The organism is Nonomuraea sp. NPDC000554 (assembly GCF_040300065.1).
Lineage (GTDB): Bacteria > Actinomycetota > Actinomycetes > Streptosporangiales > Streptosporangiaceae > Nonomuraea.
Genome location: NZ_JBEPDC010000005.1, coordinates 348,765 through 373,165, shown reverse-complemented (window position 1 = coordinate 373,165; position 24,401 = coordinate 348,765). Strand labels below are relative to the sequence as shown.

Below are 24,401 nucleotides of genomic sequence, written 5' to 3'. Positions count from 1 at the left end.
CACAGGTTCACGTTATCGGGTCCAGCAGAATGGACGATGTGACGGAAAGGGACGCGTTTCTCCGCATAGCCCCAGAGTTGATCATGTTCCTGCCGGTGAGCCGGCGCAGGGAATCGCAGCCGATCACCCCTGACGGCTCCTCGACGCTGGGCCACCACGTGGAATCGGCCGGCATCCCGCTGACGGAGGTCGGCCCCATGACGGTCGGCTCCCGCGGCGTGAGCCCCTCCTACCTGCCGGAACCCGGAGACGTGGTGCGCGTCGAGGCGGTGCCCAGGCCGCAGCAGCTGCCCGCCGAACCCCGCTTCCTGCTCGACGTGCACCTGGGCACCCTGGCCCGCCGCCTGCGCCTGCTGGGCATCGACACGGCCTACCACAACGACATGGACGACCCGTCGCTCGTGGTCCAGGCGAACGAGGAGCACCGCGTGCTGGTCACCCAGGACCGCGGCCTCCTGCGCCGCCGCGCGCTCTGGCTGGGGGCCTACGTCCGCGGCTCGCGTCCCGACGACCAGCTGCGCGACCTGCTGGACCGGTTCGCCCCGCCGCTGCGCCCCTGGACGAGATGCACGGCCTGCAACGGCGAGCTGTCGCCGGTGTCCAAGCACGAGGTGGCGCCCCTGCTGGAGGCGGGCACCCGGCGCACCTACGACGTCTACGGCCGGTGCCATGACTGCGGCCAGATCTACTGGCACGGCGCGCACAGCGAGCGCCTGCGCCACATCGTCGATACGGCGAGGCAGTGGGTCGCTATGCCGCGCACGGGTTGAAGAACTCCACGTCCGGCAGGTAGCGCCGCCACTCGTCCTGGCCGAGCGTGCCGCCCGCCCGGGCACACACCGCCGACAGCACCCGCTCGCCGTCGAGAGGGAACCGCCTGACCACGCCCTCGGGGGTGGCGCTGTAGAGCGTTCGCCCGTCGCGGGCGAAGGTCAGCGTGGCCTGAGAGCCGGAGCCTGTCTCGGCCAGCCCGTCGTACAGCGTGCCCAGATACTGGCGGCGGGCGACGTCCCAGAGTCTGATGCGCTCGTCCTGGCCGTAGGTGGCGATCGTGCCGCCGTCAGGCGACCAGACGGGCGGCGCGCCCTGGTACCCCGGCACGGCAGGGAACGAGCCGAGGGTGCGGGTGAAGCCCGCGTCCCACAACGTCAGGCGGGTCTCCGCGCTGATGGCCGCGAGCTTCCCGTCGGGGCTGAAGGCGTAGCGGCCCTGCGGCACGCCGCCCCGCCTTCCGACCACCACGCCCTTGGCGGGGTCGAGCAGTGTGAGGTCGGGGGCGAAGCCCACCACCAGCACCTTCCCGTCGGGGCTGTAGGCCGGCCAGGACGTGCCGGGCACTCCGGGCAGCGTCAGCGACCCAGTACGCAGGTTCCACAGCTCGAGTCCCGGGTCGAGCCCGCCCATGAGCGCGGGCGTGACGGCCAGCGTGTCACCGTCGGGACTGAACGCCAGGCCGCTCACCCCCACTGCGTCCGCGCGTGCCACGGCGAACGAGCGGAGCACCGCGCCCGTCCCGGTGTCGAGCACGCTCACCCGCGCGGACTCACCCATCTTTCCTCCGACGGCCAACCGGGTGCCGTCGGCGGAGAAGGCCATCGTCGCGGCCTCTCCTGTGGGGTCGGTCACCGCTACGGGCCTGCCCACCTGCGTGGCGCCGTCCCACAGCCGCGCCTGCCCACCGCCGAGCAGGGCCAGCCTGCCACCGCCTGGCGCGAACCTGGCGAGGCCCTCGACCGTGCCCGGCGCCGTGGGCCGGTCTGACAGGTGCGTCACGTCGACCGAGTAGACCGTGCCGCCGTCGGTGGCGACGCGCAGCGTGGGCCCGTCGATCCTGAGGGCGACGACGGGGGCGTGCATGTCCCGGTGTACCAGTTCCGATCCGTCGGAGCGGCGCAGGATGAGCAACTTCTTGTCGCGCCACAGCACGAGGAACCGGTCGCTGAAAGCGATGGCGTCGTTCACGGGGCCCGCGCCGTCGCCGCTGACCGCCCGCCCTGACGGCACGCTCCTCAGCACCAGGCCGACGCCCCTGGCCTCGGGTCGATACACGGTGACGGCCAGCGTCCCGCCATCGGGGGCGAACTCCGCCTCCTTGATCCGCTTTCCGTCGGGCAGCCAGGGCGCGTCCAGGCGCCGCCGCCGGGTCAGGTCCCACAGTTCGGCCCTGCCACTGCCAGAGGAATAGCGCAGGCCGAACCGGCCGTCGGGGCTCACGGCATCGGCGCGCAGCGACCGGGCCGTCTTCAGGTCCCACCAGGTGCCGCGGGCACCGCCGGGAACGTAGAGCCGCTGCCCTGCCTGGTCGAAACGGAGATCGCCGAGATGCCCCCGGTCCGTTCCGGTGGCGAAGGCGGGGCCGGTCGCTTTGCCCGACCTGATGTCCCAGAATTGGACATGCCGTGCGTCCTGGAGCGCCAGCGTTCGCCCGTCCGGGCTGAGCGCGGCCTCGACCACCTCTTCGGACACCCGAAAGCGCCGGAGGGCCCGGCGGGCGCGCACGTCCCAGAGGGTCGCCTGTCCGCGCAGGACGGCCACCAGCGTGCGGCCGTCGGGGCTGAGCGAGTAGACGGTCTCCGCGCTCGCGTCCGGGTCGGTGAACGAGTCGATCGTGCTCTGTGACAGGGAGTCGTAGAGCGCGCCGCGCGACTCCGGCAGGTCCGCCAGCCGCCAGGCCGCAGCGCTCATCACCATGGCCGCCTCCGGGGCACTGTCGCGCAGGTCGGAGGCACGTAGTGCCAGTGACCTGGCCAGTGCCTCGTCCCGTTGCTTGCTGGACTGCCTGCGCAGGTACTCGGCCAGCCCGATTCCGCCGAGCGCCGCCACCAGCAGCACCGCGAGCGCCGCCGCGAGCAGCCCGCGTCGCCTGGACTGCCGCCTGGACTGCTGGGAGGCGGCGTCGAGGAACTCGCGTTCGCGCCTGGCCAGGGTGAGGTCCCTGCGCTCGGAGGCGGCCCACTGGAGGGTGCGGTCGAGGGGGGAGCCGTGCAGCAGGTCGCCGGGCTTCCTCCCGTTGCTGTCCCACAGCTCGGCGGCGTCGGCCAGGCGCCGGTGCACGGGCAGGCCGTCGCGGTTGTCGGCCACCCACGAGCGCAGCCTCGGCCAGGCCTGGATCAGCCCCGGCTTGGCCAGCTCGTACGCCTCCCCGTCGCGGGTGACGAGCCCGGCGGAGGCGAAGAACTCCAGCATCGCGTCGACGGCCTCGGTCTCGGGCAGCTCGTCACGGGTGACGGGCCTGATCGACGCGTCACCGTCGATCATGCGCAGGAGCACCTCGGGGACGCTGGCCCGCTCCTCCTCCGACAGCTCGCCGTACAGCTCCTCGGCGATCGCGCCCAGGTCGGGCTCGGCCGTGCCCGTGAGCGGGCCTGCCAGCTCGCCGCCGCGCGAGAGCGGGTCGCCGCCGTCGCCGATCAGGCCGAGCAGCACGTCCCGGGCCACCGGCCGCTCGGCCGGGTCTCCGGCCAGCGCGGACGCCACCAGCGCCCCCAGCGGCTCGGGCAGCCCGGCCGTGTCGGGGCGGAAGCCGAGCACGCTCGTCGCCACCGCCATCGGCTCGCCGGCCTCGATCGCGTCGGCTCCGCGCGCGGCGAACAGCACCACCAGCGCCCAGGCCCACAGGTCGGCCGCGCCCGTCGCGCCGCGCCCGGTGAACACCTCCGGCGCCATGTAGTTGGGCGTGCCCATGACCGGCCCCGTCGTGGTCGGCCCGACCTCCCGCGCCACGCCGAAGTCGATCACCCGCGGCCCGTCGGGGCCGAGGATGATGTTGTCGGGCTTCAGGTCGCGGTGGACGATCCCGGCCTGGTGGATGGCGGTCAGCGCGGTCGCGACGCCGATGGCCAGCCGCCGCAGCGTGTCGCCCTCGTACGGCCCGCCCTCCGTGATCACCTGCCGCAGGTTCGGCCCGGGGACGAACTCGCTGACGATGTACGGCTCGGCCACCTCGACCCTGGCCTCGAGGACCTTGGCCGTGCAGAACGAGGCGACCCGTTCGGCCGCCGCCGCCTCCTTGGCCAGCCTGGCCCGCGACTGCGTGTCGTCGAACCTCGGCACCTTGACCGCGACGCGCTCGCCCGCCGGGCCGTACGCCTCGTAGACGACGCCCTGGCCGCCGGCGCCCAGCCGGCCCGCGAGCCAGTAGCGGCCCAACCGGTGCGGATCGGAAGGAGTCAGGGGAGTCATCAGATGTGTAATTCTGGACGAGATCTCCTTCGGCGAGGAAGGCTCTGTGGAATTTCGCATCATGGGTCCATTGGAGGTGCGCGACGGCGAGATCGACCGTACCCCGTCCGCGCCCAAGCACCGCGACCTGCTGGCGATGTTCGTCCTCAACGCCCGCCGCCCGCTGACCGTGGGGCGGCTGCGCGGCCTCATGTGGCCGCGTGAGGGCGGCGACCGCTCCGACTCGCTCGTGCGCGGCTACGTCGGCCAGCTGCGCCAGCTCGTCGGCAAGGACGTGATCACGACCGTGTCCGGCACGTACACGCTGGCCATCGGCGAGGAACAGCTCGACGTCGACCGTTTCAGGTCGCTCGTGCAGCGGGGGGCGTACGAGGAGGCGCTGTCGCTGTGGCGCGGCCCGGCGCTGGAGGACCTCGACCCCGACGGCGAGCGCTGGGTGGAGACGCGGCGGCTGCGCGAGGAACTGGGCGAGCTGCGGCTGCTGGCGCTGGAGCGCAGGGTCCAGGCGGGCCTCGACGCCGGGCGGCACCGTGAGCTGCTGGCCGAGCTGCGCGGGCTGAGCGCCGAGCACCCGCTGTGGCAGCGGTTCCGCGGCCAGTACATGCTCGCGCTCTTCCGCAGCGGGCGGCGCACGGAGGCGCTGGACGCGTACGCGGCGCTACGTGAGCGGCTCGACGACGGGCACGCCATCGAGCCCGACTCGGAGCTGCAGCTGCTCTACCACCGGATGCTGCACGACGACGTGTCGCTGCACGTCTCGGCGGGCCCGCCGGTGCTGCTGCCGCACGACGTGACCGGCTTCACCGGGCGCGAGGAGCTGCTCGACCAGGTGATCGGCGACCAGGTGGTGGTGCACGGCCAGGCGGGGGCGGGCAAGTCGGCGCTGGCCGTGCACGCCGCGTGGCGGCAGCGCGAGCGCTTCCCCGACGGCATCCTCTACGCCGACCTGCGCGAGACGACCGCGCCCTCGGCGGTCCTTGAGGACTTCCTGCGCTGGCTCGGCTGCCCCGCCCAGGCCATCCCGGCCGCGCTCGACCAGCGGGAGCGGCTGCTGCGCGCGTACGCGGCCAACCGGCGGCTGCTGGTGCTGCTCGACAACGCCGCTGACGAGGCGCAGGTGCGCCCGCTGCTGACCGCGTGCCCGACCGTGATCACCAGCCGCTCCTCGCTGGGCGGCCTGACCGAGGCCACCCGCCTGCCGGTGGGCGTGCTCTCCCCCGACGACGCCCTCGACCTGCTGGTGCGGAGTTCGGGCCGCGACGCCGACGCGTCCATGCGCAGGCTGGCGCGCTTCTGCGGCGGCCTGCCGATCGCGCTGCGCATCGCCGGAGCCCGGCTGGCGGCCAGGCCGGGCTGGACCGTCGACTACCTGGTGGAGCTGCTGGAGGACGAGCACGAGCGGCTCGACCGGCTGCACGCGGGCGACCAGGCCGTGCGCAGCGTGTTCGCCATCGGCTACGACGACCTGCCCGAGCGGGCCAAGCAGACACTGTGCGGGCTCGGCGCGCTGTCGTCTCCCGACTTCGCCGACTGGGTGGCGGAGTTGTGCGGCGGACAGGCGGAGGCGCTGGTCGACGCCGGGCTCCTGGAGGCCCACGTGGTGGACGTGGCGGGCCAGCTCCGCTACCGCCTGCACGACCTGACCCGGCTGTTCGCCAGGGAGCAGCCCGCTCCCCGCGCCCTGCCCGACCTGGTGAGGGTCGTCCTGGCCAGGGTCCAGGCGTCCCGCTTCTCCCTGATCTCGGGCGACCCGGCCACGGCCGTCGCGACCAGGGACATCAGGGAGTCGGTCGAGTGGCTGGCGGCCGAGCGGGCCTTCCTGGTCAGCCTGGTCGGCGACCTGCACGCGGCGGGCCTCGACGACGGCTGCTGGCGGCTGGCGCACCTGCTGGCGCCGTACCTCGAACGGCACCGCTTCCTCGACGACTGGCGGCGCGTCACCGGGCCGGCCCTCGAGTCGGCACGCCGTGCGGGGAACGTGCGCGCGGAGGCGCTCGTCCTGCGCGACCAGGGCGACCTGCACCTGGCGGAGCGCGACTGGGACGCGGCGCACGACCGGCTCAGGCTCGCGCTCGGCATGTTCCTGCGCGAGGGCCGCACCAGGGACGTCGACCACACCAGGCGCAGGCTCGGCCGCGTCCACCTGGAACGCGGCCGCCTCGCCGAGGCCGAGCGCGCCCTGCTGACCTGCCTCGACGCGGCCGACAACCAGCGCGACGCCGCCGACGCGCTGCGCGTGCTCGGCGCGGTCCTGCACCGCGCGGGACGCCTCGACGAGGCCGCCGACCGCCTCTCCACCGCCATCAAGCACCTGGCCGAGTTGGGCGACCGGCACAGGCAGGCCGACACGCTGCTCGATCTGTCCTCGGTGCGGCTGGCGCAGGACGCGATCCCCGAGGCGCGAGACGCCGCGGAGCAGGCCAGGGGCATCGCCGTCCGCCTGGGCGACCGGCTCCTCGACGCCCACGCCCTGCTGGCCCTGGCCCAGGTGAACCGGGCCGAAGGCGCTCAGGAGCGAGCCCGCGACCTGGCGGCCGCGGCTCTCACCGCCTTCGAGGAACTGGCCGACGAGACCGGCGGCGCGCAGGCCCGCTCGCTGATCGGGTGACGACGTCCCGCGCAGGCTCGGCCGGTGATCGGGTGAGGCGGAAACCGACACGACATCGGCCTGCAATCTTGTGGAAACGGCCGGTTCCTATCGTCCGGCCATGCGGCTAACCCCACACGAGCAGGAGCGGCTGCTCATCCACGTCGCGGCCGGGGTCGCGCGCGACCGGCGGGCCAGAGGCCTGCGGCTGAACCACCCGGAGGCCACCGCGGTCATCGCGTCCTTCCTGATGGAGGGGGCGCGTGACGGGCGGTCGGTGGCCGAGCTGATGGAGGCGGGGCGGTCCGTGCTCGGACGGGCCGACGTCATGGAGGGGGTGCCCGAGATGCTGGACTCCGTCCAGATCGAGGCGACCTTTCCCGACGGCACCAAGCTGGTCACCGTCCACAGGCCCATCCCGTGATCCCCGGCGAGTACGCCCACCCCGACGGCGGCATCCCGCTGAACCCGGGCCGGGAGCGGGTGACCGTGCGCGTGGTCAACACGGCCGACCGGCCGGTGCAGGTGGGGTCCCACTACCACTTCGCGGCCGCCAACCCCGCCCTGGAGTTCGACCGGACCGCCGCCTGGGGGATGCGGCTGGACGTCCCCGCCGGAACCGCCGTCAGGTTCGAGCCCGGCGTCGAGCGGGACGTCGCCCTCGTCCCCATCGCGGGGAACCGCGTGGTGCCGGGGCTGCGGCAGGAGTGGGCGGGGCCGCTCGATGCGTGAGATCTCCCGGGCCCGCTACGCCGCCCTGTACGGCCCCACCACCGGCGACCGCGTCAGGCTCGCCGACACGGACCTGTTCGTCGAGGTCACCGACGACCTGTCGATGGGTCCCGCCGGAGCGGGCGACGAGGCGGTGTTCGGCGGCGGCAAGGTCATCCGCGAGTCCATGGGGCAGGCGCGCGCCACCCGGGCCGAGGGGGCGGCCGACCTCGTCATCACCGGGGTGGTCATCCTCGACCACTGGGGCGTCGTCAAGGCGGACGTGGGCGTCCGCGACGGCCGGATCTCCGCCATCGGCAAAGCCGGCAATCCCGACACGATGGACGGCGTGGACCTGGTCATCGGGCCGTCCACCGAGGTGCTCGCGGGCAACGGGAAGATCCTCACCGCGGGGGCGGTCGACTCGCACGTCCACCTCATCTGCCCGCAACTGCTCGGCGAGGCCATCGGGTCGGGAGTCACCACGATCGTCGGCGGCGGCACCGGGCCCGTCGAGGGCACCAAGGCGACGACCGTCACCGGCGCCTGGTACGTCGCCAGGATGCTGGAGGCGCTCGACGCGTACCCGCTGAACTTCGCGCTGCTCGGCAAGGGGAACACGGTCAGCGCCGAGGCGCTGCGCGAGCAGCTCGCCGCGGGCGCGTCGGGGTTCAAGCTGCACGAGGACTGGGGGTCCACGCCCGCCGCGATCGACGCCTGCCTGAGCGTCGCCGACGCGAACGGTGTACAGGTGACGATCCACACCGACACCCTCAACGAGGCCGGGTTCGTCGAGTCGACCCTGCGGGCCATCGGCGACCGCACCATCCACGCGTACCACACCGAAGGCGCCGGCGGCGGGCACGCCCCCGACATCATCCGGGTGGCCTCCTTCCCGAACGTGCTGCCCTCCTCGACGAACCCGACCAGGCCGCACACCGTCAACACGCTCGACGAGCACCTCGACATGCTGATGGTCTGCCACCACCTGAACCCGTCGATCCCCGAGGACCTGGCCTTCGCCGAGTCCAGGATCAGGCCCGCCACCATGGCGGCCGAGGACGTCCTGCACGACCTGGGGGCGATCTCCATGATCGGCTCCGACTCGCAGGCGATGGGCCGCGTCGGCGAGACGATCATCCGGACGTGGCAGACCGCCCACGTCATGAAGCAGCGCCGCGGCCCCTTGGGCGGGCCCGCCGACAACCTGCGCGCCCGCCGCTACGTCGCCAAGTACACGATCTGCCCGGCGGTCGCGCACGGCCTCGACGCCGAGCTGGGCTCCGTCGAGGTGGGCAAGCTCGCCGACCTCGTCCTGTGGGACCCGGCGTTCTTCGGCGTCAAACCCACCCTCGTGGTCAAGGGCGGCGTGGTCGCCTGGGCGCAGATGGGCGACGCGAACGCGTCCATACCGACGCCGCAACCGGTCCTGTCGCGGCCGATGTTCGGCGCGTCCCCGGCCACGGCGTCGGCCACCTCACTGCACTTCGTCTCCCCCCTGTCCCTGGACGCGGGCCTGGCCGACCGGCTCGCGGTCCGCCGCCGTCTCGTGGCCGTGTCGGACGTCCGCGCGAGGGGCAAGTCCTCGATGCCCATGAACGACGCCCTGCCCGACATCCAGGTCGCCCCCGACACCTTCGAGGTGCGCATCGACGGCGACCTGGTCGAACCGGCTCCCGCCGCCGTCCTGCCGATGGCCCAGCGCTACTTCCTGTTCTGAGGTCCGCCGTGAACCCCGCGCTGCTGCTCCTGACGGACTCCCGGCTCCCGGCCGGGGGTCACGCCCACTCGGGCGGCATGGAGCAGGCGGTCAGGTCGGGGGCCGTCCACGACGTGCCGTCGCTGGGGAGCTTCCTCAGGGGGCGGCTGGCCACCTCGGGGCTGGTCGCCGCAGCCCTCGCGGCCACCGCCTGCGCAGCGACCACCGCCGCCGAGCCGTCCCCGTGGGCCGCCCTCGACGGCGAGGCCGACGCGAGGACGGCCTCCCCCGCGCAGCGGGACGCGTCCAGGACCCAGGGCAGGCTGCTGCTGCGGGTGGCCCGACGGGTGTGGCCGTCGGCGGTGCTCGACGACCTGGCGCGGGACGTCCCGAACGCCCATCACCCGATAGCCCTGGGAGCGGCGGCGCACGCGGCCGGCGCCTCCCCCGAGGACGCCGCCCTCGCGGCGGCCTATCACGCGATCACCGGCCCGGCCACCGCGGCGGTGCGGCTGCTGGGGCTCGACCCGGTGGCCGTCCACCGGCTGCTGGCCGGCCTCGGCCCCGACCTGACCGACACCGCCGCGCAGGCCGGCCTCGCCGCCGACCCGACCCGGCCCGGGCGGTTGCCCGCGCACTCCGCCCCCGCCCTCGACCTGCTGGCAGAGCAGCACGCGCGGGCCAGAACCAGGCTGTTCGTCTCCTGAGGAGGGACCCCGTATGGGCGCCGATCACCACGACCACCACCACGCCCCGGACGGCCGCGACCGAGCGCTGCGGCTCGGCATCGGCGGGCCGGTCGGCAGCGGCAAGACGGCACTCGTGGCGGCGCTCTGCCGCACCCTCGGGACGTCGCTCAACCTCGGCGTGGTGACCAACGACATCTACACCACCGAGGACGCCGACTTCCTGCGCCGAGCGGGAGTGCTCGCCGAGGAACGCATCCTCGCCGTCGAGACCGGCTGCTGCCCCCACACCGCGATCAGGGACGACATCGCGGCCAACCTCGACGCGGTGGAGACCCTCGAAGCGCGGTTCGGCCCACTGGACCTGGTGATCGTCGAGAGCGGCGGCGACAACCTGACCGCCACGTTCAGCCGCGGCCTCGCCGACAGGCAGATCTTCGTCCTGGACGTGTCGGGCGGCGACAAGGTGCCGCGCAAGGGCGGCCCCGGCGTCACCACCGCCGACCTACTGGTCGTCAACAAGACCGACCTGGCCCCGCTCGTGGACGCCGACCTGGGCGTGATGGCCCGCGACGCGGCGGCGGTACGCGGCGACAGACCGGTGCTGTTCACCTCCCTGAGGCAGGACCGCTCCGCCGCCCCGGTCGCCGCCTGGGTGGCGGGCGAGGTGACGTCCTGGCAGCACGCTCAACGCCCCTCGGGGGTCGCCGGGCAGGTGGCCGGCGGGCCCGGCGCGTGATGCGTGCTCGCGCTGTGATCGCCGCCAGCCTGGCGACGGACGGGCGGACCGTCCTGTCCCGGCTGGTGTCCGCGCCGCCGCTGACGCTGCGCCAGACAGGGCCGCACGCGGTCCGCCTGGTCTCCACGGCGGCGGGCCCCCTCGGCGGCGACGACCTGGAACTGCACCTGGACCTGGCCCCCGGCACCACGCTGGACGTCGGCTCGGTCGCCGCCACGCTGGTGCTGCCGGGCGACGGCGAGTCCAGCATGCGGATCACGGCCACCGTCGGCGAGTCCGCCGTCCTCCGCTTCACCCCCGAACCGGCCGTCCTCGCCGCCGGATGCGCCCACCGCACGCACGTCCGGCTGACGTTGGCGGAGAACGCGCGGGTCCTGTGGCGCGAGGAACTCGTCTTCGGCAGGTACGGCGAAGCTCCGGGCCGCTGCCACGCCCGCTTCGACGCCGCCCTCGCCGGACGTCCCCTGCTCAGGCAGGAGTACACGGTCGGCGACCCACTCCTGGACCGCTCCCCGGCCATCTACGGCGACGCCCGCTGCATCGGCACCACCTTCCTCACCGTCCCGCCCGACGACACACCGAGCCCCAACGCCCACCCCCGAAACGACGGGAGCATTCTGGGTGACGGGGTTGCCGTGCTGCCGCTGGCCGGGCCCGCTGTGCTGGTGTCCGCCCTGGCCGGGGACGCTGTGGAGCTCCGGCGGCGGCTGGAGTGGGGAGAGTCCGTTGTTGCGCCTGGAAGGCGGGCCGAAGCCGTCCTATGGTGATCGTGTGGACCTTCAGCCCGCGCCGCGGCGGCGCGCGACGCGTCGCGGCTACGCGCTGGCCGTCCTGGTCGCCGGGACGGTGCTCGCGATCTGCGCCGTCCTCCCCTGGGCGGGCATCCGGGCGAGCAGCGACCTCATCGGCGGCGGCGTGACGCGGACCCTGCGCGGCACCGACGACAGGTTCGGCATCTACACCCTGCTCGCGGGCCTGGCGGCGGCGGCGCTCGGCCTCGCGGGGACACTGTCGCGGCCCCGGCTGGCCGCTCTGGCGGTGGTCCCGGGAGCGCTGGCCGCGGTGGTGCTGGTGATGTTCATCAGCGCCCCGAAGGGCGTGGGCGACCGGATCTCCGTCGAGCTGGGCGGCCTGCTGTCGATCGAACCGGTCATCCAGTACGGCTGGTGGGCCGCGCTGGCCAGCTCGCTGGCGGTCGTCGTCCTGGCGGTGCTGGCACTGGTCCGCCGCGGATGACACCGACCGAGGCAGAGGGACGCCCCGACGCCGGCTCGTCGCGGACGGCCTCGATCAGTCGTAGAAGCCGAGCCTGCGGAGTTGCTTCGGGTCGCGCTGCCAGTCCTTGGCGACGCTGATGCGCAGGTCCAGGTAGACGCGGCTGCCCAGCAAGGCCTCGATCTGCTTGCGGGCCCTGGTGCCCACGTCCCGCAGCCGCTCCCCCTTGTGGCCGATCACGATCGCCTTCTGCGAGGGGCGCTCCACGAACATGTGCGCGTAGATGTCCAGCAGGTCGTCGCGGCCCTCGCGCGGCAGCATCTCGTCGACCACCACCGCGATCGAGTGCGGCAGCTCGTCGCGGACCCCTTCCAGCGCCGCCTCCCTGATCAGCTCGCCCACCAGCACCTGCTCGGGCTCGTCGGTGAGCTGGCCGCCCTCGTACAGCGGCGGCGACTCCGGCAGGTGCTCGATCAGCACGTCGCCGAGCACGTCGAGCTGCTCCCCCGACTGCGCGGAGACCGGGACGATCGCCGCGAACTCGGCGATCTGCGACAGGGCGAGGAGCTGCTCGGCGATCCGCTCCCTGGTGGCCAGGTCGCACTTGGTGACCACGGCCACGACGGGCGTCTTCTTCACGGCCGAGAGCTTGTCGGCGATGAACCGGTCGCCCTTGCCGATCGGCTCGTTGGCCGGGACGCAGAAGCCGATCACGTCCACCTCGGTGAGGGTCGACAGGACGAGGCTGTCGAGCCGCTCACCGAGCAGCGTGCGGGGGCGGTGCAGGCCGGGGGTGTCGACGATGACGATCTGGGCGTCAGGGCGGTGCACGATGCCTCTGATGGCCCGCCTGGTGGTCTGCGGTTTGGACGAGGTGATCGCCACCTTCTGGCCGACCAGGGCGTTCATCAGCGTGGACTTGCCGACGTTCGGCCTCCCCACGAAGCAGGCGAATCCGGCACGATGGCTGTCTGGCGAGGTCACCCATGCATTCTCGCCCATCAGCGGCCCTGGTCACGCCACCAGGCGAACACGTCGGGCAGGACGTGCGGGGTCCACGGGGTCATCGTCAGCCCGTCGAGGTCCTGCTCGGTCACCCAGCGGAAGTCGTTGATCTCCTCTCCGTCGGGGGTGGGCGTGCCGGCGACGACCACGCAGGCGTAGACCGCGATCACGTAGGCCACCTGGTGGCCGTTGGGGTAGACGGTGCGGAAGTCCGGCCCGCCGTACACGCCGACCAGGCCGCGGACGGCGACGTCGATGGCGAGCTCCTCCCGCAGCTCTCTGACCACGGCGTCCTGGGGGCGCTCGTCGGGGTCGACGCCGCCTCCCGGCGCCGCCCACACCCCGGCGTCGCCGTGCCGGGCCACCAGCAGCCTCCCGGACGCGTCGAACACGCAGCCGCACACGGACGGCAGCATCAGCAGGTCGGTTCCGACCTTGGCCCGCAGTTCGGCCAGGAACGGCGACATCGCCATGCGAGCCCCGTCAGTTCCGCGGCGTGCCGTCGGGGCCGGCCACGAGCAGCGCCTTGACGCCCAGCTCGGCCGCGACCGCCTCGTCCGCGGCCGACGGCCCCTCGCCGGCCGTCACGAGCGCCGCCGCCTCCAGCGACTGCGCGCCGCTGGAGACCGCCATGGCCACCGCGACCTGGACGGCCGAGAGCATGAGCGAGGCGAGGGCGACGTCGGTCGCCGCGTAGGTGCGCCCGGTCTCGTCGCGGACGGCCGCGCCCTCCGCGGTGGCGTTGCGTGCCCGAGCGGAGCGGGCCAGGGTGATGAGCTTGCTGTCTTCAGGGTTCACGACACCAAGGTTAGGCGCTGGCCATTCCGACGACCGCGTTGAGCAACTGCCGCGTCCGGTGCGAATCGACCGTCGACAGGCCGGTGTGGACGATCGACACCAGCGTGTCGCCCGAGCGGGCGAGCACCACGTCCAGCGCGTACGGGTAGCCGTTGAGGCGTCCGCGCAGCTCGGCGGCGACCGTCTCGTCGCCCACGTCCTTCATCGGCAGCTCGCGCAGGGTCAGGTCGGTGCCGTCGCCCGCGCGGACCGTCCTGCAGGCGTCCAGGGCCCTGCTGAGGTCGTCGATGTGGTCCGACGCCTCCGATCCGGCGTACTGGGCCAGCCCCACCGCGGCCTGCTCGCCGAGCCCGTCGCCCTGGTAGCTGGCCGCGGCCTGGGCGGTCAGCGCCCGCTTGGGCGCACCCCCTCCTGCCGCCTGCAGGACGGTCCGGCAGTTGCGGTCGTGCGGCTTGAACGGCATCCGCCACGCCTGGTCGGGCCGGGTCGAGAAGCCGTCGGGCAGCCGTGGCTCCTTGGCCAGGAGCTGTCGCAGCCGCGCCGTCGCCTGCGCGTCGGTGCCGCTTCGTACCTTCCCGCCGCCGCACCCGGCCACCCCTCCGGCCAGGAGTACGCAGGCGATGGTGATGATCCGCAGTCCGCGTTTCATGATTCCCCCTGGACCGCAGCCTCCCCATGCGCCGAATACGGCAATCCTCTGAAGAGCCCAATAACCCTAAAGGGTGCTCTCGTCCGGCTTTCCGGACGAGAGCACCCTTTACGCCGAACAACGTCACGGCCGGCTAGCTGACCGAGACGTTGCCGTCCCCCCAGGGGCACCGTTCCGCCGCGAACCCCACCCGGCGTCGGGTGCCTCCTCGTGACGCCCACCGCACTGGGGCGTCGAGGAAGAGACTGCCCGACCGCGCTTGCAACCGACTTGTAGAACACTTGCGGCGTATCACCACAAACCGCGTCATTCCTGCTCGGCGGGGAACGCGGCCTGGTCGTCCTCGTCCTGCTTGACGTGGCGGACCACCACGGTGCTGATGCGGTTGCGACGCCCCGCGAGGCTCTCGGCGGTCAGCTTCAGCCCGGCCACCTCGGCCTCGGAGCCCGCGATCGGGACCCGGCCGAGGGCGTGCGCCAGCAGCCCGCCGACCGTCTCGACGTCGTCGACCTCGATCTCGGTGTCGAACAGCTCGGCCAGCTCGTCGACCGGCATCCGGGCCGTCACGCGCAGCGCGCCGTCGGACATCGCCTCGACGCGGGGCGCCTCCTGGTCGTACTCGTCGGTGATCTCGCCGACGATCTCCTCCAGGACGTCCTCGATCGTCACCAGCCCGGCCGTGCCGCCGTACTCGTCGATGACGATCGCCATGTGGATCTGCCGGGCCTGCATCTCGCGCAGGAGCTGGTCGATCGGCTTGCTCTCCGGCACGTACGCGGCCGGACGCATGGTCGACTCGATCTTCTCCCTGCCTCCGTCCTCGCCGGACTCGTGCACCCGGCGGGTGATGTCCTTCAGGTAGGCGATGCCGATGACGTCGTCCTCGTTCTCGCCCACGACGGGGATGCGGGAGAAGCCGCTGCGCAGCGCCAGCGAGAGCGCCTGGCTGAGGGTCTTGCCCCGCTCGATGAAGACCATGTCGGTGCGCGGCACCATGACCTCGCGCACCAGCGTGTCGCCCAGCTCGAAGACCGAGTGGATCATCTCGCGCTCGTCGGGCTCGATCACCCGGCGCTCCTCCGCCAGGTCCACCAGGTCGCGCAGCTCGGCCTCGGAGGTGAACGGGCCCTCACGGAAGCCCTTGCCGGGGGTGAGGGCGTTGCCGAGCAGGATGAGCAGCTTGGGCAGCGGCCCGAAGATGCGGGTCAGCCCGGACACGATGGGGGCGCCGGCCAGGGCGATGGGCTCGGCGTGCTGGCGGCCGAGCGTACGCGGTGACACGCCGACGATCACATAGCTGACGACGATCATCACGGCGGCGGCCGTCACGTAGGCCCAGCCCTGGTCGCCCATCTGGTCGATGAGGAGCAGCGTGGTGATCACCGTGGCGACCAGCTCGCAGCTCAGCCTGAGCAGGAGGAGCAGGTTGAGGTAGCGCGGCGGGTCGGTCACGATGGCCTGCAGGCGCTGCGCGCCCCGCCTGCCCTCCCTGACGAACTCCTCGGCACGCACCCTGGAGATTCGCGTCAGCGCCGTTTCCGCACTGGCGATCAGGCCACCTATCACCACGAGGACGATGGCCAGGGGCAACCAGGCGTTCACCGCGAGTTGCGCACCTCCTGCCACGACTCGAGCAGCTGGCCCTGCAGGCCGAACATCTCCTTGTGCTCCTCCGGCTCGGCGTGGTCGTAGCCGAGCAGGTGCAGGATGCCGTGCGTGCAGAGCAGCTCGAGTTCGTCCTGGGCGCTGTGCCCGGCCTCCGCCGCCTGCCTGGTGGCGACCTGCGGGCAGAGCACCACGTCGCCGAGGAGCGCCGGGTCGGCGGGGGCCTCGGCGTCGCCGCGCGCGCCGCCGCCTGGACGCAGCTCGTCCATCGGGAAGGCGAGCACGTCGGTAGGGCCGGGCTCGCCCATCCACTTCTCGTGCAGCTCGGCCATGGCGGCCTCGTCGACGACCACGATGGACAGCTCGGCGAGCGGGTTGATGCCCATCTCGCCGAGCACGTGGGCGGCGAGATGAGCGAGGTTCTCCTCGTCGACCTCGACGCCCGACTCGTTGTTGATCTCGATGCTCATCGCCGCTTACCCCGGTGCTGGATCTGCTTGGGTTCCTGTAGGGCGTCGTAACGGCCGTAGGCGTCGACGATCGCGCTGACCAGCTTGTGCCGGACCACGTCGGCGCTCGACAGCAGGGAGAAGTGGATGTCGGGGATGCCGTCGAGGATCTCCTGCACCACCCGCAGGCCGCTGACCGTGCCGTTCGGCAGGTCGACCTGCGTGACGTCGCCCGTCACGACGATCTTGGAGTTGAAGCCGAGCCGGGTGAGGAACATCTTCATCTGCTCGGCGGAGGAGTTCTGCGCCTCGTCGAGGATGATGAAGGCGTCGTTCAGCGTGCGCCCGCGCATGTACGCCAGCGGCGCGACCTCGATCGTGCCCGCCGCCATCAGCTTCGGGATCGAGTCGGGGTCGACCATGTCGTGCAGCGCGTCGTACAGGGGGCGGAGGTAGGGGTCGATCTTCTCGTAGAGGGTGCCGGGCAGGAAGCCGAGCCGCTCTCCGGCCTCGACCGCGGGACGGGTCAGGATGATCCGGTTGACCCGCTTCTCCTGCAGCGCGCGCACCGCCTTGGCCATCGCGAGGTAGGTCTTGCCGGTGCCCGCGGGGCCGATGCCGAACACGACCGTGTGCTTGTCGATGGCGTCGACGTAGCGCTTCTGGTTGACCGTCTTGGGCCTGATCGTGCGTCCGCGCGAGGAGAGGATGTCGAGCGAGAGCACTTCGGCCGGGCGGTCGGAGGTCATGCGCAGCATGGCGATGCTCCGCTCGACCGCGTCGGGGGTCAGGTCGCCTCCGCTGCGCAGCACCTCCACCAGCTCCTCGAACAGGCGCACCACGGTGCCGCTCTCGTCGGGGCTGCCGGTGACGGTGATCTCGTTGCCGCGCACGTGGATGTCGGCCTTGAAGGCGCTCTCGATGACGCGCAGCAGCTCGTCACGGGAGCCCAGGAGGCTGACCATCGGGTATTCGTCCGGAATGAGCACCTTGGCTTGGGTACGCGAAGGCGGCGCCATCCGTCGTGATTCATGTAGTTCGGACATGGGCAGGCCAGCGGCCTGATGCCTCCCGGTCTCGATTCGGGTGTACTTCTCGCCCTCATCGTAGCCGCCACCAGGCTGCTCGCTCGCGTCAATATCACCCCGGCGGCCACTCCAGGGCCCGCCCGCCCAGAACGTGCGCGTGCACGTGGAAGACCGTCTGCCCGGCGGCGGGGCCGGTGTTGAAGACCACCCGGTAGCCGGGCTCGGCCGTGCCCTCCTGGACGGCCACCGCGTGCGCGGCCTTGAGCACGTCGTCGGCGAGCCCGTCGTCGGCCGCGGCCAGGGCGGCCGCGTCGGCGTGATGCTCCTTCGGGACGACCAGCACGTGCGTGGGAGCCTGCGGGTTGACGTCGCGGAACGCCAGTGCCCTGTCGGTCTCCAGGACGATCTCGGCCGGGATCTCCTTGGCCACGATCTTGCAGAAGAGGCAGTCGGTCACGACAGCACCCTACCCGCCGACCCCCTGACCGATCTTGGACCGCTCCCGGATCGCCTGTGTCCGTTGCGAATCGGTAATCCGCCGTGTCGTGCGTGGGAAGATCCCCGAGGTTAGGGTGTGAGTGAGACTTCAGCAAAACAGGACGATTCACGGTCAGAGGTCGTCACCTGGCGAGGACACGACTGGGTAATGCCCCCTAAGGAACCGGAAGAGCGTAAACCCTCTGGGAAGGCCGAGCGTCCCACAGATGTGACCACCGAAACCCTTCTGGCCGACAGGTCGATGGGGGCGGTGCCGGTCGGGTGGGACGCCGACATGGCCGTTACCGCGCTGTACAGCGCGCACTTTCGGTCACTGGTGCGTCTCGCTGTGTTGCTGGTACGCGACATAGCAACCGCGGAGGAAGTCGTGCAGGACGCGTTCGTCGCCATCCATGGCGCGTGGCGTAGACTGCGTGATCCCGACAAAGCACTCGCCTACCTGCGTCAATCCGTCGTCAACCGGTCCCGTTCCGTGCTGCGTCACCGCGCGGTCGTCGAGAAGTACGCCCCCAAGGGCCTGCCCGACGCGCCGAGCGCCGAGAACGGCGCCATCGGCGAGCTCGAACGCTCCGCCGTCATCGAGGCGTTACGCGCCCTGCCCGCACGCCAGAGAGAGGCACTCGTCCTTCGTTACTACGGTGATCTGTCAGAGGCTGAGATCGCCCACGCCATGGGCATCAGCAAAGGCGCGGTCAAGAGCCACACGGCGCGCGGCATGGCCGCTCTGCGGTCCGTCCTGGAGAAGATGTCATGACCCAGTCCCCCGACGAGCACGGCGATCTGCTGCGCCGTGCCCTCCGCGCGGAGGCGGACACGGTCGTGCCGTCGCCGGAGGGGCTGGAGATCATCCGCGCCCGCATCGAGCGGCGCGGGGCGCGCAACCTGTTCTGGTGGCGGGCCGGCGCGGCCGCCGCCAGCGCGGTGCTGGTCGCGGGGACGATCGTGATGGTCGTCCCCGAACTGCGCACCAACCTCCAGTCCACCATCCAGGACGTCAACAGCACCTCCAAGCCGCCCGCCAACTCCTCGACCAGCAACCCGCGCTCGCCGCGCCCCACGGAGCCGCCCAGCCAGGACCCTCCGATCGTGGTCGTGCCCGACCCGCACACCAGCGCGCCGCCCGAGGCGTCGGAGACGGCCAGGTCGACCAGCAAGCCGTCGCCCAAGCCGACCCCCACCCACTGCCCGACGTCCACGCAGGAGCAGCCGCCCGACGACTGCCCCGCGGAGCAGACCCCCACCCCCACGCCCACCGCGACGCCGACTCCCTCGACGTCGGTCTCGGAGACCGGCGCGCCCACCGGCCCCTGCCCGGTCGAGGAGTGCCCGCCCACCGATCCGGCGCCCACGCCGAGCGACGTCGTCAACCCGCTGATCGTCACCCGGCAGGCCGTCCCGCAGGCCACGCCGTGACCGCCTGAGGCGTCACCACCGCCCGCTCCTGGTGAGCAGCACGGCCGCCGCCACCACCCCGGCCGTCGAGGTCCGCAGCACCGTGGGCCCCAGCAGGACCGGCAGCGCCTTCGCCGCCGTGAACCTGGCCAGCTCCTCCTCGGAGACCCCGCCCTCGGGCCCCACCACCATCACGATGTCGCCGCTGACCGGCAGCTCCGCCCCCGACAGCGACCGCTCCGCCTCCTCGTGCAGCACCAGCCCGAGCGCCGCCTCCGCCAGCAGCGCCTCCACCCGGGCGGTGGACGCGAGCTCGGCCACCTCGGGCAGGTGGAACCTGCGGGCCTGCTTGCCCGCCTCCCGTGCCGTGGACCGCCACCTGCCCAGCGCCTTGGCCGCCCTGTCGCCCTTCCACTGGGTGATGCTGCGCGCGGCCGACCAGGGGACGATCACGTCCACGCCCGCCTCGGTCATCATCTCCACCGCCAGCTCGCCTCTGTCGCCCTTCGGCAGCCCCTGGACGACGACCAGCCGCGGCGTGGGCGCGGGCACCTCGTGGCGGGCGAGCACGTCCAGCCTGAGCGAGTCCTTCAGCACCTCGCGCACCACGCACTCGGCGACCGTGCCCGCGCCGTCGGTCAGGTCGACCCGCTCGCCCGCCCGCAGGCGCCGCACGGCGGCGGCGTGCCGCCCCTCGGGGCCGCCGAGGACCAGCTCGGCCGCTGCCAGGTCGGCCAGGTCGTCGGCCAGGAAAACCGGCACGGTCACCGGCGATCACCCTCTCAGATTCTCACAACGGGTAGCAGGGCGAACACGTAGCGCATACGGTGGCGTTCGCAATCGCACGTCTCTCACGTCACTTTACGAGGGGTCGGACCGATGACCGTTCCCCCTGCCAGCCCCCCGGCCGGCACCGGCCGCCGGCCGCGCTGGCCCCGCACCATCAGGGCCCGGCTCACGGTGCTGCTCGCCGTCCCCACGGTCCTGATGATCTGCCTGGCAGGGGCAGGGGCGGCGGCCCAGCTGAGGGCCAGGGCCGACGTGTACGCGGCCGCCCGCCACGTCGACCTGCTGCTCTCCGCCCAGGACCTGGTGCACTCCCTCCAGCGCGAGCGCGGGCTGACGGCGGGCCTGGTCGGCGGCGAGAAGCGCTTCCAACCGGACCTGGCGGTGCAGCGGCGCGTCACCGACAAGGCGTGGACGGCGCTCGACGCCCTGCTGTCCACCCCCGCCGCACGCGGCGCGCCCGGCGCGGCCGATCTGCGCGCCGCGCTCGGACGGCTGGCGGCGCTGACCGCCACCCGGGCCGCCGCCGACACCGGGAACGCGACCGGCCAGGAGTGCTTCGCCTACTTCACGGCCGCGATCGGCGCGATCATCGACGCGTCCTTCTCGGTGGACGTCGGCCGCAGCGACCCGGCTCTGCTGCGCGGCCTCCAGGCGCTGGAAGCCCTCAGCCGGGCCAAGGAGGCGACCGGCCAGGAGCGCGCCACCGTCACCGGCGCGTTCGCCGCCGGGTCGTTCAGCACCGAGGAGTACGTGCGCTTCCTGGAGACCCGCGCCGCCAAGGTGGCCGCGTTCGACCGGTTCCGGCGCCTGGCCACCCAGAAGGAGATCGCCGCGCTGAGCCGCGTGCAGCAGGACGTGCCCGCCACCACCACGGCGACCATGGAGCTGAAGGCCATCGCGGGCTCGCGCGGCCAGCAGCTCCACCTGAGCTCCCGCTCCTGGTATGCCGCGATCACCGCCTACATCGACGGCCTGCGCGGCGTGCAGCGGGCCGTCGGCGACGACGTGCGCGCCCTGGCGGCGAGCCTGACGGACCGCGCCACCCACCGCCTGGCGGCGTTCGGCGTGCTGGTCACGGCGCTGCTCGCGGGCGCGGTGGTGCTCGGCGTGGCGACGTCCCGGTCGATCCTGCGCCCGCTGCGCCAGCTCATCGGCGACGCCCACGAGGTGGCCGAGCGGCGCCTGCCCGAGGCCGTCGCCCGCGTCCAGGCCGACGACGGCGCCGAGCCCGCGCAGCTCACCTTCGACTCCCCCCTCGACAGCCGCGACGACGAGTTCGCCGAGGTGGCGGGCGCGCTGCGGAACGTGCACGCGACCGCGGTGCGGCTCGCCGCCGAGCAGACGCAGCTGCGCCGCAACACCGCCGAGTCGCTGGCCAACCTGGGGCACCGCAACCAGACCCTGCTGCGCCGCCAGCTCGGCTTCATCAGCGCGCTGGAGCGCGAGGAGTCCGACCCCGACGCGCTGGCCTGCCTGTTCGAGCTCGACCACCTGGCCACCCGGATGCGCAGGAACGCCGAGAGTCTGCTGGTGCTGGTGGGAGAGCACGGGCCGCGCCGCTCGTCGGAGCCCGTCGCGGTGGGCGACGTGCTGCGCTCGGCCGTGGCGGAGGTCGAGGACTACCGCCGGGTCATGCTGTGCCGGATCGACGACGCGCTGGTCAGGGGCGCCGTGGTGGCGGAGGTCGCGCACCTGGTGGCCGAGCTGGTGGAGAACGCGCTGGCGTTCTCGCCGCCCGGCGCGCAGGTGGAGATCCAGGGACGCGCCGACGCGGGCGAGTACCACGTCGCCATCATCGACCAGGGCGTCGGCATGTCGGCGGACGAGCTGGCCAAGGCCAACGCCAGGCTGCGCGGCGAGCGGAGCTTCCTGGTGGCTCCGACCCGTTACCTCGGCCACTACGTGGTCGGCAGGCTGGCCGAGCGGCTCGGCGTCCGGGTGTGGCTGCACGAGTCGCCGCTGAGCGGCGTCACCGCGCGGGTCGTGCTGCCCGAGGGGCTGCTGGCGGCCGAGCAGGACGCGGCGCCGGCGACCACCGCGAACGGCCTGGTCCGCCGGAAACCCAGGAGGCGCGGGCGCCGCCGTGCGGAGGAGTTCGCCCACTGCGGGCCGGCGGAGCAGGCGGCGGGACGCTCGCCCGAGCGCGTCAGGACCATGCTCAACACGTTCAGGGCAGGTGTGCGCGAGGGAGAGCGGCAGGCCGCCCGCGAGAGGGAAGAGGAGGACTCCGCATGCCCGTGAGCACGGAGGCGCAGAACTTCAACTGGCTGCTCGCGAACTTCGTGAAGGGCACCGACGGCGTCACCGACGCTGTCGCGGTCTCTTCCGACGGGCTGCTCATGGCGGTGTCAGAGGGGCTGGGCAGGGAGGGCGGCGAGCAGCTCGCGGCCATCGTGTCGGGCCTGTCGAGCCTGTCGAGGAGCGCTTCCCGCAGGTACAGCATGGCCGGGCTGAAGCTGGTCATGGTCGAGATGAACAAGGGGTTCCTGCTGGTCTCGGTGATCTCCGACGGCAGCTGCCTGGGCGTGCTCGCCGACGCGAACTGCGACCTTGGGCGCATCGGCCACGAGATGGCCGTGCTGTGCGAACGGGTCGGCGGGGTGCTGACGCCGCAGCTCGTCGCGTCGCTGAAGAACACGCTGCCATGGTGAGCCGGCCACCGGCGAAGAGGGCGGTCCGTGGTGTCGCGGGCTGACCCGCCGGCCGCGCGGTCGGCGAAGATCGTGGTCGCGGGCGGCTTCGGCGTCGGCAAGACCACGTTCGTGGGCGCGGTCTCCGAGGTCGAACCGGTCACCGCCGAGGCGGCCATCACCACCGCCGCCGCCGAGTGCCTGTTCGGCGTGGACCGGAAGGCCGCGACGACCGTCGCCTTCGACTTCGGCCGGCTCACCCTCCGCAACGGCGTCGTGCTCTACCTGTTCGGCACCCCCGGTCAGGCCCGCTTCGCCTTCCTCTGGGACGACCTGGTGCACGGCGCGCTCGGCGCGGTCGTGCTGGTCGACACGCGCCGGATCGAGCAGTGCTTCCCGGCCGTCGACTTCTTCGAGGAGCGCGGGATGGCGTTCGCGGTGGCCGTCAACAACTTCGACGGGGCCGCGCGGTTCGACCTGGACGAGGTGCGCGAGGCCCTGGGCGTCGCCTCCGACGTGCCGTTCGTCGACTGCGACGCCCGCGACGGGGAGTCGGTCAAGGAGGCCATCGCGGCGCTCCTCGACGGGGTCACCTCCCGTTGAAGGCGTCGCGCAACCGCGAGAAGAAGCCCTGCTGGCCGGGGGCGAACTTGCCGGGCGGGCGCTCCTCGCCGCGCTGCTTGGCCAGCTCGCGCAGCAGCTCCTCCTGCGCCTGGTCGAGGCGCATCGGGGTCTCGACGTTGACGTGGATCAGCAGGTCGCCACGGCCCGACTCGTTGAGCCGCTGCACGCCACGCCCGTACATGGTGATGACCTGACCCGCCTGGGTTCCCGGCCGGACGTCGATCTCCTCCGAGCCGTCGAGGGTCTCGACCGCGAGGATGGTGCCGAGCGCGGCGGCCGTCATCGGGATCTGCACCGTGCAGTGCAGGTCGTCGCCGCGCCGCTCGAAGATCTCGTGCGCGCGCTCGACGATCTCGAGGAACAGGTCTCCGGGCGGGCCGCCACCGGGGCCGACCTCACCCTCCCCGGCGAGCTGGATGTGCGTGCCGTCCTCGACGCCCGCGGGGATGCGGACCTTGATCGTACGCCGGGTGCGGACGCGCCCGTCGCCCGAGCACTCCTGGCAGGGGTGGCGGATGATGGTGCCGAAACCGCCGCACTGGGGGCACGGCCGCGACGTCATCACCTGGCCCAGGAACGACCGGGTGACCTGGGAGATCTCGCCGCGCCCCGAGCACATGTCGCAGGTGTCGGGGTGGGTGCCGGGCGCGGCGCCCGCGCCCTGGCAGACCTCACAGCGCACGGCCGTGTCGACGACCAGCTCGCGGGTGGTGCCGAAGGCGGTCTCGCGCAGGTCGAGCTCGACGCGGATGGTCGCGTTCCTGCCCCTGCGGGCTCTCGTGCGGGGGCCGCGGGTGGCTCCGGCCGTGCCGAAGAAGGCGTCCATGATGTCGCTGAACGGGAAGCCGGCGCCGAAGCCGCCTGCCCCCGCGCCCGCCCCGGCGCCGCCGAAGGGGTCGCCGCCCAGGTCGTACATCTGGCGCTTGTTCGGGTCGGACAGCACCTCGTAGGCCTGCGTGATCTCCTTGAACCGTTCCTGGGTCTCGGGATCGGGGTTCACGTCGGGGTGCAGTTCGCGGGCCAGCCTGCGGTAGGCCTTCTTGATCTCGTCCTGACTGGCGTCACGGCGCACCCCGAGGGTGGCGTAGTAGTCGCTGTTTGCCACTTATCGACCT

Annotated in this window: 25 protein-coding genes; 14 read left to right on the top strand and 11 right to left on the bottom strand. The window is 72.7% G+C overall.

Annotated features, from left to right (window positions below; genetic code table 11):
- Positions 1–29: 29 nt before the first annotated feature.
- Positions 30–770 carry a Mut7-C RNAse domain-containing protein gene (locus ABT294_RS12980; RefSeq protein ID WP_350805596.1) on the top strand — a complete coding sequence of 247 codons (741 nt, stop codon included), beginning with the start codon at positions 30–32 and terminating at the stop codon, positions 768–770.
- Here ABT294_RS12980 and ABT294_RS12975 read toward each other — a convergent pair.
- Positions 751–4,182 (bottom strand): WD40 repeat domain-containing serine/threonine protein kinase, encoded by a 3,432-nt coding sequence (locus ABT294_RS12975; protein ID WP_350805595.1) that lies wholly within the window; start codon positions 4,180–4,182, stop codon positions 751–753. The two genes, ABT294_RS12980 and ABT294_RS12975, sit on opposite strands and share 20 nt — an antisense overlap.
- A 46-nt stretch (positions 4,183–4,228) precedes the next feature.
- Here ABT294_RS12975 and ABT294_RS12970 point away from each other — a divergent pair, with 46 nt between their 5' ends.
- From ABT294_RS12970 to ABT294_RS12935, 8 genes are all read left to right on the top strand, one after another.
- Positions 4,229–6,790 (top strand): AfsR/SARP family transcriptional regulator, encoded by a 2,562-nt coding sequence (locus ABT294_RS12970; protein ID WP_350805594.1) that lies wholly within the window; start codon positions 4,229–4,231, stop codon positions 6,788–6,790.
- Positions 6,791–6,890: 100 nt separating this feature from the next.
- Entirely contained in the window at positions 6,891–7,193 is a 303-nt protein-coding gene (locus ABT294_RS12965) for an urease subunit gamma (RefSeq protein ID WP_350805593.1), read from the top strand.
- Positions 7,190–7,501, top strand: coding sequence for an urease subunit beta (locus ABT294_RS12960; protein WP_350805592.1), 312 nt, complete (start codon positions 7,190–7,192; stop codon positions 7,499–7,501). The genes ABT294_RS12965 and ABT294_RS12960 overlap by 4 nt, the downstream gene beginning before the upstream one ends.
- Complete coding sequence (locus tag ABT294_RS12955) at positions 7,494–9,200, top strand: urease subunit alpha (protein WP_350805591.1); 1,707 nt, start codon at positions 7,494–7,496, stop codon at positions 9,198–9,200. The genes ABT294_RS12960 and ABT294_RS12955 overlap by 8 nt, the downstream gene beginning before the upstream one ends.
- 8 nt (positions 9,201–9,208) lie before the next feature.
- Positions 9,209–9,886: an urease accessory protein UreF gene (locus ABT294_RS12950; protein WP_350805590.1), complete on the top strand. Its 678-nt coding sequence runs from the start codon at positions 9,209–9,211 to the stop codon at positions 9,884–9,886.
- 13 nt (positions 9,887–9,899) lie between these two features.
- Positions 9,900–10,604, top strand: coding sequence for an urease accessory protein UreG (ureG, locus tag ABT294_RS12945; RefSeq protein WP_350805589.1), 705 nt, complete (start codon positions 9,900–9,902; stop codon positions 10,602–10,604).
- 14 nt (positions 10,605–10,618) lie between these two features.
- On the top strand, positions 10,619–11,371 hold the full coding sequence (locus ABT294_RS12940; protein ID WP_350805588.1) for an urease accessory protein UreD: 753 nt from the start codon (positions 10,619–10,621) through the stop codon (positions 11,369–11,371).
- A gap of 4 nt (positions 11,372–11,375) precedes the next feature.
- Positions 11,376–11,840, top strand: coding sequence for a hypothetical protein (locus ABT294_RS12935; RefSeq protein ID WP_350805587.1), 465 nt, complete (start codon positions 11,376–11,378; stop codon positions 11,838–11,840).
- Between the two features lie 54 nt (positions 11,841–11,894).
- On the opposite strand, the gene era is transcribed toward ABT294_RS12935, so the two are convergent.
- From era to ABT294_RS12895, 8 genes are all read right to left on the bottom strand, one after another.
- Positions 11,895–12,803 (bottom strand): GTPase Era, encoded by a 909-nt coding sequence (gene era, locus ABT294_RS12930; protein ID WP_502912022.1) that lies wholly within the window; start codon positions 12,801–12,803, stop codon positions 11,895–11,897.
- A gap of 17 nt (positions 12,804–12,820) precedes the next feature.
- Entirely contained in the window at positions 12,821–13,297 is a 477-nt protein-coding gene (locus ABT294_RS12925) for an NUDIX domain-containing protein (RefSeq protein WP_350805585.1), read from the bottom strand.
- A 10-nt stretch (positions 13,298–13,307) separates the two neighbouring features.
- Positions 13,308–13,622 carry a cytidine deaminase-like protein gene (locus tag ABT294_RS12920; protein ID WP_350805584.1) on the bottom strand — a complete coding sequence of 105 codons (315 nt, stop codon included), beginning with the start codon at positions 13,620–13,622 and terminating at the stop codon, positions 13,308–13,310.
- Positions 13,623–13,632: 10 nt separating this feature from the next.
- A complete protein-coding gene (locus ABT294_RS12915; RefSeq protein WP_350805582.1) occupies positions 13,633–14,271 on the bottom strand; it encodes a hypothetical protein in 639 nt (212 codons plus the stop codon).
- A gap of 306 nt (positions 14,272–14,577) precedes the next feature.
- On the bottom strand, positions 14,578–15,873 hold the full coding sequence (locus tag ABT294_RS12910; protein ID WP_350805581.1) for a hemolysin family protein: 1,296 nt from the start codon (positions 15,871–15,873) through the stop codon (positions 14,578–14,580).
- Positions 15,870–16,346 (bottom strand): rRNA maturation RNase YbeY, encoded by a 477-nt coding sequence (ybeY, locus tag ABT294_RS12905; protein WP_350805579.1) that lies wholly within the window; start codon positions 16,344–16,346, stop codon positions 15,870–15,872. The genes ABT294_RS12910 and ybeY overlap by 4 nt, the downstream gene beginning before the upstream one ends.
- Positions 16,343–17,344: a PhoH family protein gene (locus ABT294_RS12900; RefSeq protein ID WP_350805578.1), complete on the bottom strand. Its 1,002-nt coding sequence runs from the start codon at positions 17,342–17,344 to the stop codon at positions 16,343–16,345. The genes ybeY and ABT294_RS12900 overlap by 4 nt, the downstream gene beginning before the upstream one ends.
- Before the next feature lie 121 nt (positions 17,345–17,465).
- Positions 17,466–17,810 (bottom strand): histidine triad nucleotide-binding protein, encoded by a 345-nt coding sequence (locus tag ABT294_RS12895; RefSeq protein WP_350805575.1) that lies wholly within the window; start codon positions 17,808–17,810, stop codon positions 17,466–17,468.
- Between the two features lie 282 nt (positions 17,811–18,092).
- On the opposite strand from ABT294_RS12895, the gene ABT294_RS12890 reads away from it, so the two are divergent.
- Positions 18,093–18,605: a SigE family RNA polymerase sigma factor gene (locus ABT294_RS12890; protein WP_350805704.1), complete on the top strand. Its 513-nt coding sequence runs from the start codon at positions 18,093–18,095 to the stop codon at positions 18,603–18,605.
- The gene (locus ABT294_RS12885) at positions 18,602–19,264 is read left to right on the top strand and encodes a hypothetical protein (protein ID WP_350805574.1); all 663 of its coding nucleotides are present in this window, start codon (positions 18,602–18,604) and stop codon (positions 19,262–19,264) included. The genes ABT294_RS12890 and ABT294_RS12885 overlap by 4 nt, the downstream gene beginning before the upstream one ends.
- Before the next feature lie 12 nt (positions 19,265–19,276).
- Here the strand turns inward: ABT294_RS12885 and ABT294_RS12880 are convergent, their stop codons facing one another.
- Positions 19,277–20,011, bottom strand: a complete 735-nt coding sequence (locus tag ABT294_RS12880) for a 16S rRNA (uracil(1498)-N(3))-methyltransferase (RefSeq protein ID WP_350805573.1) — start codon at positions 20,009–20,011, stop codon at positions 19,277–19,279.
- Positions 20,012–20,122: 111 nt separating this feature from the next.
- Here ABT294_RS12880 and ABT294_RS12875 point away from each other — a divergent pair, with 111 nt between their 5' ends.
- Genes ABT294_RS12875 through ABT294_RS12865 form a run of 3 tightly spaced genes read left to right on the top strand, consistent with a single transcriptional unit; the run spans position 20,123 to position 23,265 of the window.
- On the top strand, positions 20,123–22,273 hold the full coding sequence (locus tag ABT294_RS12875; protein ID WP_350805571.1) for a sensor histidine kinase: 2,151 nt from the start codon (positions 20,123–20,125) through the stop codon (positions 22,271–22,273).
- Positions 22,264–22,683 (top strand): roadblock/LC7 domain-containing protein, encoded by a 420-nt coding sequence (locus tag ABT294_RS12870; RefSeq protein ID WP_502912021.1) that lies wholly within the window; start codon positions 22,264–22,266, stop codon positions 22,681–22,683. The genes ABT294_RS12875 and ABT294_RS12870 overlap by 10 nt, the downstream gene beginning before the upstream one ends.
- 27 nt (positions 22,684–22,710) lie before the next feature.
- Entirely contained in the window at positions 22,711–23,265 is a 555-nt protein-coding gene (locus ABT294_RS12865; protein ID WP_350805570.1) for a GTP-binding protein, read from the top strand.
- Here ABT294_RS12865 and dnaJ read toward each other — a convergent pair.
- Positions 23,252–24,391: a molecular chaperone DnaJ gene (dnaJ, locus tag ABT294_RS12860; RefSeq protein ID WP_350805568.1), complete on the bottom strand. Its 1,140-nt coding sequence runs from the start codon at positions 24,389–24,391 to the stop codon at positions 23,252–23,254. The genes ABT294_RS12865 and dnaJ overlap by 14 nt on opposite strands.
- Positions 24,392–24,401: the final 10 nt, after the last annotated feature.